The 15,166-nt window shown below is 72.6% G+C and carries 15 protein-coding genes; 7 read left to right on the top strand and 8 right to left on the bottom strand.

The genetic code is table 11. The annotated features are described in order from the left end of the window. Positions 1-183: 183 nt before the first annotated feature. Both Q1V71_RS20015 and Q1V71_RS20010 read right to left on the bottom strand, forming a co-directional pair. Entirely contained in the window at positions 184-558 is a 375-nt protein-coding gene (locus tag Q1V71_RS20015) for a hypothetical protein (RefSeq protein ID WP_300646237.1), read from the bottom strand. A gap of 64 nt (positions 559-622) precedes the next feature. Beyond that, positions 623-2,044, bottom strand: coding sequence for an HNH endonuclease signature motif containing protein (locus Q1V71_RS20010; RefSeq protein ID WP_300646236.1), 1,422 nt, complete (start codon positions 2,042-2,044; stop codon positions 623-625). 239 nt (positions 2,045-2,283) lie between these two features. Between Q1V71_RS20010 and Q1V71_RS20005 the strand changes: the two genes are divergently transcribed. Next, entirely contained in the window at positions 2,284-2,820 is a 537-nt protein-coding gene (locus tag Q1V71_RS20005; RefSeq protein ID WP_300646235.1) for a GNAT family N-acetyltransferase, read from the top strand. Between the two features lie 309 nt (positions 2,821-3,129). Here Q1V71_RS20005 and Q1V71_RS20000 read toward each other — a convergent pair whose 3' ends face one another. Further along, entirely contained in the window at positions 3,130-3,645 is a 516-nt protein-coding gene (locus Q1V71_RS20000; protein WP_300646233.1) for a CHRD domain-containing protein, read from the bottom strand. A 113-nt stretch (positions 3,646-3,758) separates the two neighbouring features. Between Q1V71_RS20000 and Q1V71_RS19995 the strand changes: the two genes are divergently transcribed. Continuing rightward, positions 3,759-4,562 carry an Fpg/Nei family DNA glycosylase gene (locus tag Q1V71_RS19995; protein WP_300646232.1) on the top strand — a complete coding sequence of 268 codons (804 nt, stop codon included), beginning with the start codon at positions 3,759-3,761 and terminating at the stop codon, positions 4,560-4,562. A 6-nt stretch (positions 4,563-4,568) separates the two neighbouring features. On the opposite strand, the gene Q1V71_RS19990 is transcribed toward Q1V71_RS19995, so the two are convergent. The 3 genes from Q1V71_RS19990 to Q1V71_RS19980 all read right to left on the bottom strand — a co-directional run bounded on the left by Q1V71_RS19990 (position 4,569) and on the right by Q1V71_RS19980 (position 7,581). Next, the gene (locus tag Q1V71_RS19990; protein WP_300646231.1) at positions 4,569-5,453 is read right to left on the bottom strand and encodes an aldo/keto reductase; all 885 of its coding nucleotides are present in this window, start codon (positions 5,451-5,453) and stop codon (positions 4,569-4,571) included. Between the two features lie 30 nt (positions 5,454-5,483). After that, positions 5,484-6,626, bottom strand: coding sequence for a GAF domain-containing sensor histidine kinase (locus Q1V71_RS19985; RefSeq protein WP_300646229.1), 1,143 nt, complete (start codon positions 6,624-6,626; stop codon positions 5,484-5,486). Positions 6,627-6,768: 142 nt separating this feature from the next. Further along, entirely contained in the window at positions 6,769-7,581 is an 813-nt protein-coding gene (locus Q1V71_RS19980) for an alpha/beta fold hydrolase (RefSeq protein WP_300646227.1), read from the bottom strand. Between the two features lie 181 nt (positions 7,582-7,762). On the opposite strand from Q1V71_RS19980, the gene Q1V71_RS19975 reads away from it, so the two are divergent. Further along, the gene (locus Q1V71_RS19975; protein WP_300646226.1) at positions 7,763-7,939 is read left to right on the top strand and encodes a hypothetical protein; all 177 of its coding nucleotides are present in this window, start codon (positions 7,763-7,765) and stop codon (positions 7,937-7,939) included. Here Q1V71_RS19975 and Q1V71_RS19970 read toward each other — a convergent pair. Further along, positions 7,926-9,671, bottom strand: coding sequence for an alkaline phosphatase D family protein (locus Q1V71_RS19970; RefSeq protein WP_300646224.1), 1,746 nt, complete (start codon positions 9,669-9,671; stop codon positions 7,926-7,928). The genes Q1V71_RS19975 and Q1V71_RS19970 overlap by 14 nt on opposite strands. Positions 9,672-9,702: 31 nt before the next feature. Next, positions 9,703-10,740, bottom strand: a complete 1,038-nt coding sequence (locus Q1V71_RS19965) for a zinc-dependent alcohol dehydrogenase family protein (protein ID WP_300646223.1) — start codon at positions 10,738-10,740, stop codon at positions 9,703-9,705. A 125-nt stretch (positions 10,741-10,865) separates the two neighbouring features. Between Q1V71_RS19965 and Q1V71_RS19960 the strand changes: the two genes are divergently transcribed. The 4 genes from Q1V71_RS19960 to Q1V71_RS19945 all read left to right on the top strand — a co-directional run bounded on the left by Q1V71_RS19960 (position 10,866) and on the right by Q1V71_RS19945 (position 15,162). Beyond that, entirely contained in the window at positions 10,866-12,392 is a 1,527-nt protein-coding gene (locus Q1V71_RS19960; protein WP_300646222.1) for a UDP-N-acetylglucosamine 1-carboxyvinyltransferase, read from the top strand. A 26-nt stretch (positions 12,393-12,418) separates the two neighbouring features. Beyond that, positions 12,419-13,282, top strand: a complete 864-nt coding sequence (locus Q1V71_RS19955) for a glycerophosphodiester phosphodiesterase (protein WP_367280168.1) — start codon at positions 12,419-12,421, stop codon at positions 13,280-13,282. After that, the gene (locus Q1V71_RS19950; protein WP_300646220.1) at positions 13,279-14,628 is read left to right on the top strand and encodes an MFS transporter; all 1,350 of its coding nucleotides are present in this window, start codon (positions 13,279-13,281) and stop codon (positions 14,626-14,628) included. The genes Q1V71_RS19955 and Q1V71_RS19950 overlap by 4 nt, the downstream gene beginning before the upstream one ends. 150 nt (positions 14,629-14,778) lie before the next feature. Beyond that, on the top strand, positions 14,779-15,162 hold the full coding sequence (locus tag Q1V71_RS19945) for an RNA polymerase-binding protein RbpA (protein ID WP_300646219.1): 384 nt from the start codon (positions 14,779-14,781) through the stop codon (positions 15,160-15,162). Positions 15,163-15,166 lie beyond the last annotated feature (4 nt).

Below are 15,166 nucleotides of genomic sequence, written 5' to 3'. Positions count from 1 at the left end.
ATGGTCGAACTGGGCGCCACCCACTAGGACCGCCTTACCCGACTACCGTCCGCGGCGCTTTAGGCAACGTCCGGATCTGCCGCGATCCGGGCGGTCACTCCCGAGCTACTCCCTCCTCCTCAGCTCCCGTGCCTGCCAGTTCGTACGGGTGTCACACGGGCGCCAAGCGGGCGTCTCCGAGCCTCACTTGGGTCGTCCGCCGAGTCGCCGTCTCACGATCAGCGCCTGCAAGACGTGGGCGCCCCGGCGCATGCTCATGTCGGGCTGCGCGATTCTCTCGAGGGCTTGATCTGTCGTGAAGGAACCCTTGTCGAGGAAGAAGTCGAGCAGGTTCTCGAGCTGATCGGTCGGCAGCTCGGCGGCCAGGTCGATCGTCGTCCTGAGCGGCGTGGTGACGCGGAGGCCGTGCAGCGTCTGGATGTCTGACTCAGGGATGTCGTCGTAGTGGATGAGGACCGGGACGTCGCCGACCTGGGTCAGCTGGGTCAGGCGTCCGTTGGCGTCCATGCCGTACTCGCCGTCGGGGTCGTCCCAGAACAGGGTGTCGTTCGTCTGCATGCGGGGACGCTAGGCAATTCCGTCGCCGGGCGTCGCGCGTCTTCCACAGGGGCGGTGCTCCCGGTCAGGCGGCGAGGACGATCTCTCCGAGGTAGATCTCGAGTCTGTTGCGGTGAGGTCTCGGTGGCGGGAGTCCGGGTGCGCGGCATCGGTGGCGGTCGCCGGTGGGTGTCGTGGTCTCGACCTCGTGGGTCCGGGTGTCGGTGACCTGGGCGGACCAGCCGGTGGCTTCCTTGGTGTGGTTGCAGGCCTCGCAGAGCCCTTGACCGTTGGCCGCGGTCGTGCGGCCGCCGTCGGCCCAGCGTCGGACGTGGTCGCGGTGGCGGACCGGTGCGTCGCAGTACGGCGTACGGCACGACCGGTCCCGGGCCGCGAGGAACTGCGCCAAGCCGGCTGGGAACGTGCGGGAGCGGGAGTCGAGGGCTACCAGCTGACCGCCAGGGTCCGCGTAGAGCCTGCGCAGGCTGGCCAGCCCTGCGTCGGTGGCGCGCGCGACGAGGTCGCGGACGTCGTCGGCCGGCAGCGGGACCGTCCCGGCGTCCGGTGCGGAGACCCAGCCGGGTTCGTCACCGCCTGCGCCGGGCAGGTTCAGCAGGGTCGCGTCCGAGACGACGACGTGCACCGCGACCGGCACCACCGGCGCCGCCGGCGCGGTCGGGACGACCGTCTGGTCCCAGCTGCCAGCCCGGGCAGCGACCGACTCGGCCACCGAACCCGCACGCGGCTGCCCGTCCCCACGCCCCTCGAGCACAGCCGCGACCAGCGCGTCGGCCATCACCTGACCCCGGGTCCGCTCGTCCCCGGCCGCCCGCGCGACATCAGCCGCACGCCCCAGCGTCGCGTGCACCGCGACACCCTGCTCCAGCGGCAGCATCGCCGAGAACCGCGTCATCCCGTCCGGCGCCGGGCGCAGGCTGGTGTGCCGCTGCGCCACCGCCTTGGCGCGGCGCGCGACCGCGGCCACCGGGTCCGCTGTGTAGGCCAACCGGTCGACCTCGGCCCGGAACCGCCGATCCCCCCACCCGTCGGTGGTGACAGGGTCGGACATCAGCTCCGCGTCAATCCCCTGCCGATCCGCCAGCGACAAGCAGGCGGTGCCCTGCGCGATCTGGATCGCGCGCCACTCGCTGCACCAACCGGCCTCCATCGCCGCCAGCGTGTGCGGCAACTCCGCGCACAGCACCACGGCCAACCCCAGGTGGATCCCGCCGCGGTGCGGCGACTCCCGCCGCGCCAGCGCGACCTCCGCGCCGATCCCCCGCTCCCGCGCCGCCACCGGCTGGTGCGCCCGCTGCGCGATCCGCGCGCCCTTCAGGGTCACCGCTGCTCGCGCCTGGGCGGCCGCGAGCGTGTTCTTGAGGGACTCGGCCGTTGCGAGCACCTCGATCGCCTCTGAGTCTCGCTCCCCCGGCGCCAGCGCCTCCAGCCGCTCGACGGCTGCCAGCACGAGCCGACGGGCTTCGTCGAGGAGGTCAGGCGCGGCCATGCCGCAGTCTATCGAACACGTGTTCGAACTGTCAAGCCTGAGGGAGGTCGTCGACGGTCGCCGAGGCTGTGGTGGTCTCGACGCCCGCTCCTCTCTGCTCGACACGCCTGCGCACCTGGTCTTGCCGCCTCTCCACGCTGCTGCACCACGAGGGTTGCGGGACCGTCGGCGCTGACTCTCGCTGCTCCACCGTCCGTGCCCGGACGGCCCACCGGGCGGCGGCACCCCACACTGGGGGCATGAGCGACGTGCAGCTGCGCGAGTGGCAGGACGACGACCTGCCCACCATCGGGCGGCTGCATGCCGTGAGTCGGCAGCACGCCTACGCCGACCTGGTCGACCCGGTCGCGCTCGCTCGCGTCTCCCCCGCGTCCCAGGAGACGGTGTGGCGCGCACGGTGGGCCGAGCTGCGCGAGGGCGCCGCCCAGGGTCGGCCGTACGTCGCTCTCCTGGCCGAGGCGGGCGGGCTCTCCGTCGGCTTCGCCGTCGCCTTCGCGCTGGGGAGGCCGGACGACGGCTCCGGTGCCGAGCTGAACGCCCTGCACGTGCTGCCCTCGCACCACGGCGCCGGCGTGGCCCAGGCGCTCATGAGCGGCGTGGTCGCCGCCCTCGGCACGTGGGACGTCCCGACGGCGCACCTCCTCGTGCTCGAGGGCAACGCCCGGGCCGCGGCGTTCTACCGGCGCACGGGCTGGGTGCTGCGAGGCGCGGCAGGGACGCACGACGTGGGCGGCGCCCCGGTGCCGGTCCTGCGCTACGAGCTGGGGCTGCGCTGAGCCCTCGGCAGGCCGTTGCTCAGAGCGGCTCGCCCTCGCAGCAGTTGGCCTTGAACTTGCACGACGGGCAGAACCAGCGCGTCGCGATCGGGTCGAACTCGTGCCCGCACGCCATGCAGGAGTAGTAGCCGGTCATGTGCGGCAGCCTGCCACTGCGGCCGGCCGCTGTGCGCGCGGCGCGCGCAGTCGCGTACGAGGGCGGGCGGGCGCGGACGCGCGACGTCCCGCAGACCCGAGCGGGTCTGCGGGACGTCGAGGTGCTGCGAGGTGGTGCGTCAGGTACCGGGCACCCGAGCTGTCACTGCTGGGTCACTGCTTGGCGAGCTGGCCACGGATCGCGCCGCCGGGGAACTGCTCGTTGTGCACGTTGACGTAGTAGTCCTCGGGGTTCGCGAGGATCTCGGCGACGGTGGCAAGGGGCTCGCCGTCGTCGCCCACGGGGAACTTGCCCTCCTCGCCGTCGGTGAGGCAGTCGCCGGCGGTGCCGTCGGCAGGCGCGGCCAGGTTCGCCACGACCGGGCCGTTCTCGTCGGGACCCCCCTCGTGGATGTGGGCGGCCGCGGCCGGGCCGATCTTCTTGACCAGCAGCGAGTAGCACAGGGTGTTGGGGTCGCCGTCGATGCCGAAGACCACGGCGCTGCCGCGACCGTTGCGGTCACCGACGATCCGGCGGTCGGACATGTCGTCGACCTCGTTCTTGCCGTTGAGGCTGGCCTTCGCGACGGTGTTCTCGTGACCGGCGAACGCGCTGGTGACGGGCAGGGCGATCGACGCGGCGAGCGCAGCGGCGCCGAGTCCAGCGAGGGTCTTGCGGGTGGCGTTCATCAGATCTCCTGGTGTGTGGTGTGGGTTACTCCCCCACCGCTGCTTCGGTGCCCCGGGCCGCGCGGATTGGCCGGTACCCCTCCGGGTCTTGGACGCCCCCGGAGCATGGAGCGGTGCCAGAGGGTCACACCATCCACCGCCTCGCCCGCCGCCACCAGAAGCTGCTGGCCGGCAGCGAGGTCCGCGCCAGTAGTCCGCAGGGCCGCTTCGCCGAGGGCGCCGCGCTCATCGACGGGGCCGTGCTGCGGCGCACCGACGCGTGGGGCAAGCACCTCTTCCACCACTACGGCGACGCGGGTGACCTGGTGCTGCACGTGCACCTCGGCCTCTACGGCAAGTGGCGCGACGGCACCGGCGAGCCGCCCGAGCCGAAGGGCGCCCTGCGACTGCGCCTGGTCACCCAGGACCACTGGGCCGACCTGCGTGGGCCCACCGCCTGCGAGCTGCTCAGCCCGGAGGAGGTGGCGGCGCGCACCGCCCGGCTCGGACCCGACCCCCTGCGCAAGGGCGCGGACGTGGAGCGGTTCCTCGACCGCGTCGGGCGCAGCCGAGCCCCGGCCGGCACGCTCCTGATGAACCAGGCCGTGATCGCCGGGGTCGGCAACGTCTACCGCGCGGAGGCGCTCTTCCGCGCCGGGCTCTCCCCCTTCACGCCCGGGCGCGACGTGGGTCGCGCGCTGTGGCAGGCGGTGTGGGACGACCTCGAGGTGCTGCTGCGCGCCGGCGTACGGGCCGGCCGCATCATCACGACCGAGCCCGCGGACCGCCGCCGACCCGCCGGCCGCCCCACCCGCGCGGACGCGCACTACGTCTACGGCCGCACAGGTCTCCCCTGCCGCCGCTGCGGTACGCCGGTGCAGGCGGAGGTCATGGCAGCCCGGAACCTGTTCTGGTGCCCGGTCTGCCAGCCGGGCTGAGCGTCCTCAGCTGGCGTCGAGACGCGCCAGCTCGTCGGCGCTGAGCTCGAGGTCGGCCGCGGCCGCGGAGTCCTGGACCGAGGACGGCCGCTTGGCGCCGGGGATCGGGATGACGCACGGGTCCTGGGCGATCTCCCAGGCCAGCGCGACCTGCTGCGGCGAGACCCCGCGCTCGGAGGCGATCTCGGCGAACGCCGGGTGCGACTCCCCCAGGCCCTTGGCGTTGCTGAGGCCGCCCAGGGGGCTCCAGGGCAGGAACACCAACCCGAGCTCGGCGCAGACCTCGATCTCCGGCGCGCTGGAACGGAATGCCGGGGAGAACTGGTTCTGCACGCTCACCAGGGCGTCGCCCAGCACCGAGTGCGCCAGCCGGATCTGCTCGGGGTTCGCGTTGGAGAGCCCGACCATCCGGACCTTGCCGGCGTCGTGGACCCGCTTGAGGGTCTGCACGACCTCCTCGTAGGGGACCTTCGGGTCCGGGCGGTGGTGCTGCCACAGGTCGATGTGGTCGCCGCCGAGCCGCTCCAGGCTCTTCTCGACCGCGGATTCCAGGTGCGCGGCGGAGCTGTCGGTGTCCCAGCCGCCGCCCTCGGTGCGCACGTGGCCGGCCTTGGTCGCCAGGAACACCTGGTCGCGCACGCCCAGCTCGTCGAGCAGGGAGGCGATGAGCCGCTCGTTCTCGCCCTGGGCGTCCGCGCCCTTCTCCTCCCCCGGCCCGTAGGCGTCGGCGGTGTCGAAGAGCGTCACGCCGGCGTCCAGGGCGGCCCGCACGGTATCGAGCAGCTGCTCGCGGGGCTGGGCCCCGGTCTGGTCGAAGGTCATGAGGCCCAGGCCCACGGCACCCACCGTGACCCGGCCGACGGTGTCGTTGCCGATCTCTCGCGTCTGCATGAACCCTGTCTACCCAAGGGCCCCCTCGCTTCACCCACCCCCCGGGTGGGACTCGGGGTGCGGGAGCTCGAACCAGAAGCACGAGCCGGGTCCGTCGGGGTTGGGCCCGACCCCGACGGTGCCGCCGTGCCCCCGGACGACCACGGCGACGGTGGACAGGCCGATCCCGTAGCCCTCGGTGCGGGAGTAGCGCTGGAAGAGACCGAAGACCGACTGCCCGTGCTCGTCCGGGACCCCGGGACCGTTGTCGAACACCTCGATTCGACGCGCCCTCGGGAGGTCGACGGCCCGGACGTGCACCTCGGGTCGCACGCCGGGGCGGGTGAACTTGCAGGCGTTGCCCACCAGGTTCTGCACCACGACGGCCAGCTGCGCGGGGTCACCCCGCACGACCCCGAGCGGCTCGACGAGCCCCCGGGCGTCCGCGGCGCTCAACGTCTCGGCCATCCCCTCGAGCACCCCGGCCACGACGGCGTCGAGGTCGACCATGGCCATCTCCGGGGCCTGGTGGCTGGCCAGGCGAAGCACGGCGTCGACCAGCTCCTCGAGACGTGCGCGGGAGCGGTGGGCCATCGCCAGCATCCGCCCGGCGAGCGACTCGGCGTCCAGGTCCAGCGCGTCGCTCGCCATCTGCAGGCTGCCGCGCAGGGTGAGCAGCGGGGTGCGCAGCTCGTGGACCAGGCGCGCGAAGTCGACGAGCGCCTCGTCGGACGTCGCGGCCGCGTCGCGGTCGGCGTCCAGGAGACGCAGGGCGATGATCGCGGACACGTCCCGCGCCAGCACCTGCAGCAGCCGCGCCTCCAGCGTCGTGAGCGTGCGCGGCTCGGTGCCGAAGAGGCACAGCCGACCGACCAGGTCGCCGTCGGGGGTGTGCAGCGGTGCGCTGGCGTAGAACCTCAGGCTGGCGCGCCGGCCGTCGACGAACGGCAGGGTCGCCGTGCGCGGGTCGGTGGAGAGGTCCTCGATGCTGAAGACCCGGTCGTGCGGCATCGACCAGCGGCACGCGGCCTGGTCGTGCTCGGTCTCGAAGGGTGCGGCGCCCGCCACGGTGGTGAAGCAGAAGGTCCGCGCGTCCAGCACGGTGATGGTGGCCATCGCCACGCCCGTCTGGTCACGCAGCAGGTCGACGAGGTCCTGGAGGTCCTGGCCGCCGCGCTCCAGGGCCTCTCGCACCTCGCGTGCGTCGGTCGGTCGCGTTGCCTCGCGCACCCCACCCATCCGTGGACCCCCTCCCCTCCGTCCCATGGTCACCCTCGATGGACGTGCGATCCGCCGGATCCACCGATCCTCTGCAGGAGGTACGGACCAGTCACCGTCACCGGGCCAGCAGGAAGACCCGCAGCGCGGAGACGAAGGCCTCCGGCTGCTCGGAGTGCACCCAGTGCCCCGCGCCCTTGATCGTCACGCTGAAGACCCGGGGGAACAGCTCCCGCATCCGGGTCTCGTGCTCGGGCCGCACGTAGGGAGAGCGCTCGCCGGCCATCCACAGCACGGGGTGGTCGAAGGTGCGGCCCGGCTCCAGCCGGTCGTCGGGGAACCCGCCGATCACCGGCAGGTCGCGCAGCAGCAGCTCGAGGTCGGCCTGCCAGCGGAAGCCCTCGCCGCTCGAGCGGAGGTTCTGGAGCAGGAAGCCACGCACCCGCTCGTCGGCGATCGGGCCGGCCAGCTTCGCGTCGGCGTCGGCCCGACGCTCCAGCGAGGCCAGGTCCAGGGAGGTGAGCGAGGTCAGCAGGTGCTCGAACTCCCCCGCGCCGTCGCTGGTGGTCGGGGAGATGTCGACCACGACCAGCCGGTCGACGAGCTCGGGGTGCCGCAGGGCCAGCACCATCGCGACCTTGCCGCCCATCGAGTGCCCGACCAGGTGCACCGGCTCGCCGTCGTACGTCGCGCGGAGCCAGGCCGCCACGGTGTCGGCGACCTCGACGTAGTCGACCGAGCCGGTCCAGGGCGAGCGTCCGTGGTTGGGCAGGTCGACCAAGGTCGAGACCAGCTCGGGCAGCAGCGCCTTGGCGACCTGGGTGAAGTTGCGCCCCTGGCCGAAGAGGCCGTGCAGGAACACGACGCGTTCGCCGGTGCCCGGCTCGCCGATCTCGGTGTGGTGCAGCGCCGGCACGTCCTCGGTGGTCACCCGGCCACCCTAGGAGCCATGGGCCACGCGACCGTGCCGGGCATGACCCGTTCGGACCATGCGGCCTCCCCGGAGGGACCGTCCTCGGTCCCGATCGGCGCGTTGGACGCAGATCGCCGGCCCAGTGACCGATCAGGTGCCTACCGTCACTCGTAGGGGATTCGTTCGAAGGACAAGGCTCATGTGGGACACCGTGCAGGACTCGTGGCAGGACCCGTCGTCGGGTCAAGGCGCCGACCCGGAGGGGGTCCACCTCTCCCACGACCGGCCGTGCGTGCGGTGCGGCCACGCGATGCACACGTTCCTGGCCTGCGACGCGGCCTGCGGCTGCGAGCCCGCCGCCGTCAACGTCGCCTGAGCGACACCTTCGTCCGACCGGCGGGTACGCCGGGTCGCGGACCGAGCTCGACCAGGGTGCGCCAGCGGGGCCGGTCGTGGTCGCCGTCGACGACCTCGCCCGTCGACCAGCGGATCCGCAGGTCGGAGCCGTCGACCTCGAGCACGGCCAGCAGGTTGTCCAGCCACGGACCCTGCGTGACCTCCCAGTGCAGCGGCGAGCGCGGCACGAGCCGCCCCAGCAGCCGCCCCGTCGGCCGGGCACGACCGCGGCTGGCGAGCCGGACCCCTGCCTTCAGGAACCACGGCAGCGGGTTGCGGATCGGCGAGCACACCGCCTGCAGGATCCGGCTGTGCGGGCCGGGGCGCTGCGCCGCCTCGGACGCCGGGTCGGGCCACGCCTCCGCGACGTAGGAGTGGTGCACGTCGCCGGAGAGCAGCACCACCGAGTCCGGCACCCGACCGCGACCGCCGGTCGCGGTCTCGACCAGCATCTCCCCCACCTGGCGGAAGCCGCCCTGGAAGGCCGCCCAGTGCTCGGTGTCGGCGGCCCGGCGCACCCACTCGCCCAGCTCGTGCCCGGGCCGGCCCAGCAGGCCCTCGGCCAGGGCCTCGGTGGTCGCCTCGAGGTGGTGCAGCCCCGGGGAGAGCAGGTAGGGCAGCGAGGTGCCGATGAGCAGGTGCCGGACGTCGCCGTGCAGCTGGCGGTCGAGCCAGGCCATCTCCTCGTCGTCGATCATCGAGCGCCGCTCCGGCTCCAGCACCCGCGCTGCCCGCGAGTCCACGACGACCAGCCGCGCCTGCGGCCCTAGCTCGCGGGCGAAGGACCAGCGGTAGGTCGTGGGCTCCTCGTCGGCCCGCTCGGCGAAGCGGTCCAACACCTCGGAGAGGTCGAGCTCGTCGGGACCTTCGTGCTCCAGGACCAGCCGGTAGACGGGATCCTCGGCGCGCTCGGCCGGGGACAGGTTCCCCAGGTGCTGGTGCACCCAGTAGGACGCCAGGGCGCCGACGATCCGGTCGTGCCACCAGGACTTCTCGGCCATGTCCGCGCGCCAGCGGGCCGAGGTGTTCCAGTCGTCGCGGACGTCGTGGTCGTCGAAGATCATCGCCGAGGAGACCGTCGAGAGCAGCCAGCGCGTGGCCGGGTCGGTCCAGGCCAGGCGGTAGAGCTCGGCGTACTCCTCGTAGTCCTTCAGCTCCCACCAGGGCGCCTGCTCCGGGTCGCGGCGCGCGGCGATGAAGTCCCGCATCGCCTCGCTGGTCTCGTCGGCGTAGACCTGGTCCCCGAGCAGGAGCAGGAGGTCGGGCGGGGCCTCGCTCGGCCCGTCGTAGCCGTCGGGGCCGTCGGGGTGGGTCGCGAGGTGCATGCCGTAGGTGCGCAGCGCGTCGACGCCGAAGCTCGCGTGGTGCTCGGCGTCGTGCGGGACGCTGACCCGACAGCTGCCGAAGGCGATCCGCAGCGGGGCGGCGTGGTCGTGGGTGCGCAGCACCACGGGCGGGTACGCCGACCCCGGCTCGGGCCAGACCTGCCGCTCGTCCACGAGCAGGACGTAGGGGTGGGTCTCCCCCGGCCCGAGCCCGTCCACGGCGACCACCGCGTAGTGGTGCCCGTGGACGGCGAAGGTCGGGGCCGACCACCGCCGGTCCCCGACCACGACCGTGACCGTGGCGGCGGAGTCGACCTCGACCCACAGCGTCGCCGACGTCTCGTCGACGTGCCGCAGCAGCGGCCCGACCACCAGCTCCGCGCTCATGCGCCTGCCTCCCTCCCCAGGGCGCCGGCGATCAGCGCGCCACGTCGAGCAGCACCTTGACCGCGCGGCGCTCGTCCATCGCCCGATAGCCCTCGGCCACCTGGTCCAGCGGCAGGCTCAGGTCGAACACCTTGCCGGGCTCGATCTCGCCGGCCAGCGTGCGGGCCAGCAGGTCGGGGAGGTAGGCACGCACCGGCGCCATGCCGCCGCGGAGGCCGACGTTCTTCTGGAACATCCGGCCCACGGGCAGCTGGACGCCGTGCGGGACGCCCACGAAGCCGACCATCGACCCGGGGCGGGCCACGGCGAAGGCGGTGCCCATGGCCTGGTCGGTGCCGACGCACTCGAGCACGGCGTCGGCGCCCACTCCCCCGGTGATCTCCTTGACCGCGGCGGCAGCCTCCTTGCCGCGCTCGGCCACGACGTGGGTGGCACCGAACGCGCGGCCGATCTCTTGGCGCGGCTCGTGCCGGGACATCAGCACGACCTTCTCCGAGCCCATCGCCGCGGCGGCGAGCACGCCGCACAGCCCGACGGCGCCGTCACCGACGACGACGGTCGTGCCGCCCGCGCGCACGCCGGCGGCGACCGCGGCGTGCCAGCCGGTCGGCATCACGTCGGAGAGCGCCATCAGGTGCGGCACGAGGGCGGCGTCGGGGCCACCGGGGCCGACGTCGGGGACCTTCACCAGGCTGCCGTCGGCCTGGCCGACCCGGGCGTACTCGCCCTGGCCCGAGGAGGTCATCGACACGTCGACGCACGCCGAGTGCATCCCGGCCGCGCAGTGGGCACAGGTGTTGTCGCAGTGGTCGAAGGGCACGACCACGAAGTCGCCGACCTTGACGTCGCGGACCTCCGCGCCGACCTCCTCGACGAAGCCGATGCACTCGTGGCCGATCGTCGAGCCGGCGACGATGTCGTTCTCGCCGCGGTAGGGCCACAGGTCCGAGCCGCAGATGCAGGCGGTGGTGACGCGGACGATCGCGTCGGTCGGCTTCTCGATGCGGGGGTCGGGCACGTCGGTGGACAGGCGGATGTCACGGGCTGCGTGGATGGTCGTGGCTCGCATGTCGTGAGCATCGCACCCGGGACCGGGCCTGTCGCCCACCCCCCGGACGGCCACCCGGGACCGCCACCCCAGCCGGTGCGCGTGCCAGTTCTGTGCTATCTCACATGTGAGTTACCGTCGTCGTCATGACGGAGGGTTACAAGGGACGCATCGGCCTGCTGATCCGCGACGCGCGCAAGCACCGCGGACTCACCCAGGCCCAGCTCGCCGACCTGCTCGGCACCAGCCAGAGCGCGATCAACCGGATCGAGAAGGGTGCGCAGAACCTCTCCCTGGAGATGATCGCGCGGATCGGCGCCGCCCTGGACTCCGAGATCGTCGCCCTCGGCGCCGGCCCCACCCACCTGCGCATCACCGGCCCGACGACGCTGTCGGGCTCGATCGAGGTCAAGACCTCCAAGAACGCCGGCGTCGCGCTGCTGTGCGCCTCCCTGCTCAACCAGGGGCGTACGACGCTGCGCAAGGTCGCGCGGATCGAGGAGGTCAACCGGCTGCTCGAGGTCCTGGGCAGCCTGGGCGTGCAGACCCGCTGGCTCGGCGACGAGGGCGACCTGGAGATCATCCCGCCCAAGCAGCTGCGCCTGGACGCGATCGACGAGGCCGCGGCCCGGCGTACCCGCTCCGTCATCATGTTCCTGGGCCCGCTGCTGCACCGCGCGGACACCTTCGACCTGCCCTACGCCGGCGGCTGCAACCTCGGCACCCGCACCGTCGAGCCGCACATGTCCGCGCTGCGACCCTTCGGCCTGGAGGTCAAGGCCACCGACGGCAGCTACCACGCGATGGTCGACCGCTCGGTGGTCCCGCAGCGCGCGATCGTGCTCACCGAGCGCGGCGACACCGTCACCGAGAACGCCCTCATGGCCGCGGCCCTGCACCCGGGCACCACGGTGATCCGCAACGCCTCGTCCAACTACATGGTCCAGGACCTCTGCTTCTACCTCCAGCGCCTCGGCGTCACGGTCGAGGGCGTCGGCACCACCACGCTGACCGTCACCGGCCGCGAGTCGATCGACGTCGACGTCGACTACGCGCCCGCCGAGGACCCGATCGAGGCCATGTCGCTGCTCGCCGCCGCGATCGTGACCCGCTCGGAGATCACCATCACCCGGGTGCCGATCGAGTTCCTCGAGATCGAGCTGGCCCTGCTGGAGGAGATGGGCTTCCGCTACGACCGCTCCGAGGAGTACGTCGCCGCCAACGGCCACACGCGCCTGGTCGACATCACCACCAAGCCGAGCGACCTGCACGCGCCGCTGGACAAGATCCACCCGATGCCCTTCCCCGGGCTCAACATCGACAACCTGCCGTTCTTCGCGGTCATCGCGGCCGTCGCCACCGGCCAGACGCTGCTGCACGACTGGGTCTACGAGAACCGCGCGATCTACCTCACCGAGCTCACCAAGCTCGGTGCGCAGGTCAAGCTGCTCGACCCGCACCGCGTGATGATCGAGGGGCCGACGCACTTCTCCGGCACCGAGATCGTCTGCCCGCCGGCGCTGCGCCCGGCCGTGGTCATCCTGCTGGCGATGCTCGCCTCCAAGGGCACCTCGGTGCTGCGCTCGACGTACGTCATCGCGCGCGGCTACGAGGACCTGGCCGAGCGGCTCAACGAGCTCGGCGCGCAGATCGAGCCCTTCCGCGACATCTGAGCCTGCCGACGCGCGATGATCGGCTCGTGACCACACCGGTGACGGGCCACGCCTACCTCGACGCCGTGCGCACCCACGCGCGCGACGGAGCCCGGTCGGTGCTGGCGCTGGCCCACCGCGGTGGCGCCTACCACCCCGAGGTCGAGGGGCTGGAGAACACCATGGCCGCGTTCCGGCACGCCGTGGACCTCGGCTACCGCTACCTCGAGACCGACGTCCACGTCACCCGCGACGGGGTGCTGCTGGCCTTCCACGACGCCGTGCTGGACCGGGTCACCGACCGTCACGGTGCCGTGGGCGAGATGACCCATGCCGAGGTGCGCGAGGCTCGGGTCGGTGGCCGCGAGGAGGTGCCGACCCTGGTCGAGCTGCTCGAGGCCTTCCCGGACGCGCTGTTCAACATCGACCTCAAGTCCGGTCCCGCGGTCCAGGCCCTGGCCGACCTGGTGGGCGAGCGCCAGGAGTGGGACCGGCTGCTGGTCGGGTCCTTCTCCCCCGGCCGGCTCGCGCGCTTCCGCCGGCTCACCGAGGGGCGCGTCCCGACCTCCGCCCACCCGTTCGAGGTGCTGGCGTTCCTGCTGCTGCCCAGCGGCCGCCTCGCCGACCTCGTGACCCGGCGTCGTGTTGCGGCCCTGCAGGTGCCGCACCGGCGTACGCTCCGGCTCGCCGGGGTGCGGATCACGCTGCCGGTCGTGACGCGGGGGTTCGTGCGCCGCGCGCACGCGGCCGGCAAGCACGTGCACGTGTGGACCATCGACGACCCCGAGGAGATGAGGGAGCTCCTCGACAAGGGCGTCGACGGCCTGTTCACCGACCGGACCGACCTGCTGCGCGAGGTGCTCGAGCAGCAGGGACTCTGGCCACGAGGTTCTGGGGAGGGACCCGCATGACCACGACCGACACCCCGACGGTGCTCACGCCGGAGCGGCGCCGCGAGCACCGCGCCTGGTACACCTACGACTGGGCCAACAGCGCCTTCTCCACGACGGTGGCAGGCGTCCTTTTCGGGCCCTACCTCATCGCGATCGCCGAGGAGGCGGCCGTCGACGACCGGATCTCGGTCCTGGGCGTCGCGGTGGCCCCGGGCGCGCTGCCGTCCTTCACCATCACCGCCTCCACGCTGCTCTCCGCGCTGCTGCTGCCGCTCCTGGGCGCGGTGGCCGACCGGACCGCGCGCAAGCGGCAGCTGCTCGGCGGGTTCGCCTGGGCTGGCGCCGCGGCCGCCGCACTGCTCTTCTTCGTGCAGGGCGACAACTGGGAGCTCGGTGTCGTCTCGTTCATCGTCGCCAACCTCTGCTTCGGGGCCGCGGCGGTGGTCAACGACTCGATCCTGTGCCTGATCGCCGAGCCCGACGAGCGCGACGGCGTCTCCTCGCGCGGTTGGGCGGCGGGGTACGCCGGGGGCGGGCTGCTGCTCGCGGTCAACTTCGTCGTCGTGAGCATGCACGAGACCTTCGGGCTCACCGAGGGGATGGCCGTGCGGCTCTCCCTGCTCTCGGCGGCGATCTGGTGGGCGGCGTTCACCTTCGTCCCCTACCTCGGCATCAAGGACCGCGCCCCGCTGGCGGTCGAGCCCGCCGAGGGCGGCATCCTCCAGCGCAGCTTCGGCCAGCTGTGGGCCACGCTGAAGGACATGCGCCGCTACCCCGTGGCGCTGACCTTCCTGGTGGCCTACCTGTTCTTCAACGACGGCATCCAGACCGTCATCTCGTCCGCCTCGATCTACGGCGTCGAGGAGCTCGGGTTCGCCACCGGCACGGTCCTGGCCACCTACCTGCTGGTGCAGGCGGTCGCTGTCGCGGGCGCGCTCGGCTTCGGCCGGGCCGCCGCGTCGTACGGCGCGAAGCCCGTGATCCTGGTCGGCCTGGTCATCTGGATGCTGATCGTGACCGCGGCGCTCTTCCTGCCGGCCGGCGAGCTGGTGCCGTTCCTGCTGCTCGGGGCGGCCATCGGCATCGTCCTGGGCGGCACCCAGGCGCTGTCGCGCTCCTACTTCTCCCTGCTGATCCCCCAGGGCAAGGAGGCGGAGTACTTCAGCTTCTACCACGCGATGGAGCGGGGGACCTCGTGGCTGGGGACGCTCGTCTTCGGCCTGGTCTACACCGTCGCCGACTCCTACCGCCCGGCCGTCTTCGCGCTCATCGCCTTCTTCGTCATCGGAGGCGCGATCCTCACGAGGGTGGACACCGCGAAGGGCATCGAGCAGGCCCGCACCGGCGGGGTCCAGCGCGCCTGAGGGGCGCTCGCGCCCGCCTGAGAACGGCCTAAGAATCGCCGCTGCACCACCCGCAGCGGCGATTGTCGGAATCTTCGGGCCCTCGCTACCGTTGAAAGTCTTCGGACGGCGGGGCACGCCACCGTCCGTGACGACGACTGGAGGGCTCACATGGCAGAGCGCACACTACGGGGAGCGCGACTCGGAGGCCAGAGCTTCGAGGACGAGCGCGGCATCGAGTTCGCCGCGCGGCAGCAGGTCGGCTTCCGCTGCAAGGCCGACCACGAGTTCGAGGTCACGATGTCGGTCGAGGCCGACATCCCCGCGGTGTGGGAGTGCCCGCGCTGCGGCGCCGAGGCCCTGAACGTCAGCGGCATCCTGCCCGAGGTGAAGGCCGAGAAGCCGGCCCGCACCCACTGGGACATGCTGCTGGAGCGGCGCTCTGAGAAGGAGCTCGAGGAGATCCTCAAGGAGCGCCTGGAGCTGCTCCGCGGCGGGGAGATCGGTCCCGCCCACCTGCACCGCGCCAACAAGAAGAAGAAGGCCACGGCCTGACGCC

Source organism: Nocardioides sp., assembly GCF_030149505.1.
GTDB lineage: Bacteria > Actinomycetota > Actinomycetes > Propionibacteriales > Nocardioidaceae > Nocardioides.
The sequence above is the reverse complement of the archived record's forward strand: the minus strand, read 5'-3'. Positions and strand labels throughout refer to the sequence as shown.